The following is a 4,157-nucleotide window of genomic DNA, read 5'->3' on the forward strand; positions in this document are numbered from 1 at the left end:
CCGGGCGCCCTCGTGCGCCTCGACCACTTCAACCAGGTGACGCCCGACGTGCCGCGCGCGGTGAAATTCATGCAGGACCTCGGCTTCCGCGTCACCGAAGACATCCAGGACGACACGGGAACCGTGTACGCCGCGTGGATGCGCCGCAAGCCCACCGTGCACGACACCGCAATGACCGGCGGCGACGGTCCCCGCATGCACCACGTCGCCTTCTCGACGCACGAGAAGCACAACATCCTCGCGATCTGCGACAAGCTCGGAGCGCTGCGCCGCTCGGACGCGATCGAGCGCGGCCCCGGCCGCCACGGCGTGTCGAACGCGTTCTACCTGTACCTGCGCGACCCCGACGGCCACCGCGTAGAGATCTACACGCAGGACTACTACACCGGCGACCCCGACAACCCGGTGGTCACGTGGGACGTGCACGACAACCAGCGCCGCGACTGGTGGGGCAACCCCGTCGTGCCGTCGTGGTACACCGAGGCGTCGCTCGTGCTCGATCTCGACGGCAACCCGCAGCCGGTCGCCGCGCGCACCGACGAGTCCGAGATGGCGGTGACGATCGGCGCCGACGGCTTCTCGTACACCCGCCCGCAGGAGAAGGACGAGGAGCTGCCCAGCTGGAAGCAGGGCGAGTACAAGCTCGGCCACCAGCTGTAGGAGCCCGGCGGTGAGGACGGCGGGCTCGATCGACCGAACAGGTGCAAGACCGGCCGGATCGGCGGGTTCGAGCCCGGCGCTTTCACCCGGCACGACGAAGGAGGCAGGATGCTGACACCCGCGCAGGTCGCGGCGCTCGCGGACGAGCTCGCCGAGGCCGACCGCACGCACTCGGTGATCCCGCGCATCACCGCACGGCACCCCGACGCGACGGTCGAGGACTCGTACGCGATCCAGGGCGTGTGGCGCGACCGGATGCTCGCAGCCGGCCGGCGTCTCGTCGGCCGCAAGATCGGTCTGACGTCCAAGGCGATGCAGCAGGCGACGGGGATCACGGAGCCCGACTACGGCGTGATGTTCGACGACACCGTCTACGAGTCGGGCGCCGAGATCCCTGTCGAGCGGTTCTCGAACGTGCGCGTCGAGGTCGAGCTCGCGTTCGTCCTGAAGACTCCGCTCGAGGGGCCGGACTGCACGCTCGACGACGCCCTCGCCGCGATCGACTACGCGGTGCCGGCGCTCGAGGTGCTGAACTCCCACGTCGAGCTCGACGGCCGCACGATCGTCGACACGATCGCCGACAACGCCGCCTACGGCGCGATGGTGCTCGGCACCGTCCGCAAGCGCCCCGACTAGATCGAGCTGCGCTGGGTGCCCGGCGTGCTCTCCCGCAACGGCGAGATCGAAGAGACCGGCGTCGCCGCCGGCGTGCTCGGACACCCGGCGACCGGCGTCGCGTGGCTCGCGAACAAGTTCGCGCAGCACGGCGCGCGGCTCGAGGCGGGCGAGATCATCCTCGCCGGCTCCTTCACACGCCCCATGTGGGTCGCGCGAGGCGATAGCGTCAGGTGCGACTACGGGCCGATGGGGGTGATCGAGTGTCGCTTCGTCTGACGCCGACGTTCCGCGACGCGCTGGCCGACGCCACCCGTCCCCTCGCGGGGATGTGGGTGTGCTCGGGCTCGCCGCTCGTCGCCGAGATCTGCGCCGGCTCGGGCCTGGACTGGGTGCTCATCGACATGGAGCACTCCCCGAACGGCCTCGATTCGGTGCTCGCGCAGCTGCAGGCCGTCGCCGCCTATCCGGTGACGCCGGTCGTGCGGGTGCCGATCGGCGACGTCGTGACGATCAAGCAGGTGCTCGACCTCGGAGCCCAGAACCTGCTCGTGCCGATGGTGTCGTCGAGGGCGGATGCCGAGGCCGCCGTCGCGGCCGTGCGCTATCCCCCGCGGGGAACGCGCGGCGTGGGCTCGGCCCTCGCGCGGTCGGCCCGCTGGAACCGCGTCGACGACTACCTCGCGGACGCCGATGCGCACGTCTCGCTGTTCGTGCAGATCGAGACGACCGCGGGCGTCGCGTCCGCGGCCGAGATCGCCGCGGTCGACGGCGTCGACGGCGTCTTCGTCGGGCCGAGCGACCTCGCCGCGTCGATGGGGCTGCTCGGTCAGCAGACGCATCCGGATGTCGTGGGTGCGGCGCTGCGCACCTTCGAGGCGGTGCGTGCGGCGGGCAAGCCCGTCGGCGTCAACGCCTTCGACCCGGCGGCCGCCGACGCCTACCTCCAGGCGGGCGCGTCGTTCGTGCTCGTGGGCGCCGATGTCGCCCTCCTCGCGCGCGGCTCCGAGGCCCTCGCGGCCCGCTTCATCCCCGCCGGCTCCGATTCCGAGCGCGCCTCGTACTGACGCGAGCGAGCGGCGGCTCGGCATCCCCCTCACGTTCGCGGGTGAGCGCTGCAGTTCGCGGCGCGCTGCGCGTTCCGCAGCCGCGTGCGCCGCGAAGTGCAACGCGGGTCACTCGCCGCCAGAGAGTGGGACGTGGCACAGTGAACCCATGAAGAAATGGGTCGTGCGGTTCGTGTCGCTGCTCGTGTTCAACGTCGTGGTGCTGCTCGTCGTGGGCTGGCTCACCCCGGCCCGCGTGGGATGGGCGGCGCTGTGGGCGGGCATCGTGATGACGGCGCTCGTCATCTGGATCAAGCCGCTCGTCGAGACGTGGTTCCGTTCGATGGCGGCCAAGCGCGGCCGGGCAGGCGAGAAGCTCGTCGAGCTGCTGATCGCGTTCGCCGTCGCCCTCCTCGTGTGGATCGGCACGGTGCTGCTGTCGGGCGTGTCGATCGGCGGCGGCTTCTTCGGCGCCTTCTGGGGCTACGTGCTGCCCCCGGTCCTCCTCCTGATCGGCTGGGCGATCTACGACGCGATCGACGACCGCGTCGAGTCGCACGCCGGCGCTCTGTACGACAAGGCCACCGGCGGCAGGACGATGACGACGGATGCCGCGGCTCCCGCCGTGCCACCCACCCCCGGCGCCGCGGCCGGCCGCCGCGAGCTCGACGACGGTCTCACCGACGAGCAGCGCCGCATGCTCGACGAGCTCGGCAAGGGTTGAGCAGTCGCCCGACTGATGTCAACGAGTGGACACGCCCTCTAGCCCTGAGCAATGCGACCCTGGAGAACGGCGGCGTCGAAGTGCGCGCCGTCACCCGGCTGTCGGAGGTGCGCTGCCGCAGCGGGCCTGATCGCGAGCGCCCGGTGCACGCGATGGCCTCGTTCGGGGCGCGAGATGCCGCGACCGCCGTGCGCGCAGCACGCCCCTGCCCATCCCCGCCTGAGCTGCGGCACCGGGTCCTCGCCCGGAGCGGGATGCCTCAGTCCTCGGTGCGCTCCGCGGCCTCGACGACGTTCGTCATGAGGAGCGCCACCGTCATCGGGCCCACTCCCCCGGGGTTCGGCGAAAGGAAGCCGGCGACCTCGGCGACGTCGGGGTGGACATCCCCGTGGACCTTGGACTTGCCCGTGTCGGGGTCGTGTTCGCGCGTCACGCCGACATCGAGAACCGCGGCGCCGGGCTTGACGTCCTCGGCGCGGACGATGTGCTTGACGCCCGCGGCCGCCACGATCACGTCGGCCTGGCGCAGGTGGTGCGACAGGTCGGCCGTGCCGGTGTGGGTGAGCGTCACGGTCGCGTTGATCTCGCGACGCGTCAGCAGCAGCCCGATCGAGCGGCCGATGGTGACGCCGCGACCGACGACGACCACGTCTTTGCCCTTGAGGTCGTAATCGTGGCGAAGGAGCAGCTCGATCACGCCGCGCGGCGTGCACGGCAGCGGCGTCGTGATCGGCGCGTTGACGTTCAGCACGAGGCGTCCGAGGTTCGTCGGGTGCAGGCCGTCGGCATCCTTCGCGGGGTCGATGCGCTCGAGGATCGCGTCGGTGTCGAGGTGCTTCGGCAGCGGAAGCTGCACGATGTAGCCGTGGCACGCGGGGTCGGCGTTCAGCTCGTCGATGAGCGCCTCGACGTCGGCCTGGGTGGCATCGGCCGGCAGCTCTCGCTGGATCGAGTTCATGCCGATGGCCTCGGACTCGCGATGCTTCATGCCGACGTAGAGCTGCGAGGCGGGGTCGGCGCCGACGAGCACGGTGGCGATGCCGGGCACGACGCCGCGCTCGGCGAGCGCGGCGACGCGCTCGCGCAGCTCCGCCTTGATCGCGGCGGCGGCG

At 71.4% G+C, this 4,157-nt stretch carries 4 protein-coding genes and 1 pseudogene; 4 read left to right on the top strand and 1 reads right to left on the bottom strand.

The genetic code is table 11. The features are described 5' to 3' along the window. The 4 genes and pseudogenes from EIO58_RS13675 to EIO58_RS13690 form a co-directional block, all read left to right on the top strand. Nucleotides 1-660: VOC family protein (locus tag EIO58_RS13675; protein ID WP_205789280.1), on the top strand; the 660-nt coding region annotated here is incomplete at its 5' end. A 108-nt stretch (nt 661-768) separates the two neighbouring features. Beyond that, nucleotides 769-1,554 (top strand): annotated as a pseudogene (locus tag EIO58_RS13680) (2-keto-4-pentenoate hydratase). After that, nucleotides 1,539-2,342: an HpcH/HpaI aldolase family protein gene (locus EIO58_RS13685; protein ID WP_127820000.1), complete on the top strand. Its 804-nt coding sequence runs from the start codon at nt 1,539-1,541 to the stop codon at nt 2,340-2,342. Before EIO58_RS13680 ends, EIO58_RS13685 begins: the two are co-directional and overlap by 16 nt. 148 nt (nt 2,343-2,490) lie before the next feature. Beyond that, nucleotides 2,491-3,045 carry a hypothetical protein gene (locus tag EIO58_RS13690; RefSeq protein WP_127820001.1) on the top strand — a complete coding sequence of 185 codons (555 nt, stop codon included), beginning with the start codon at nt 2,491-2,493 and terminating at the stop codon, nt 3,043-3,045. 259 nt (nt 3,046-3,304) lie between these two features. On the opposite strand, the gene EIO58_RS13695 is transcribed toward EIO58_RS13690, so the two are convergent. Beyond that, nucleotides 3,305-4,157, bottom strand: an 853-nt coding sequence (locus EIO58_RS13695; RefSeq protein WP_127820002.1) for a bifunctional methylenetetrahydrofolate dehydrogenase/methenyltetrahydrofolate cyclohydrolase, incomplete at its 5' end; no start/stop codon positions are given.

The organism is Microbacterium sp. CPCC 204701 (assembly GCF_004010105.1).
In the GTDB taxonomy this organism is placed as follows: Bacteria; Actinomycetota; Actinomycetes; order Actinomycetales; family Microbacteriaceae; genus Microbacterium.

Excerpts from the sequence above, each read along its gene's own strand:
- EIO58_RS13690 (WP_127820001.1), top strand. The coding sequence starts at position 2,491 with ATGAAGAAATGGGTCGTGCGGTTCGTGTCGCTGCTCGTGTTCAACGTC.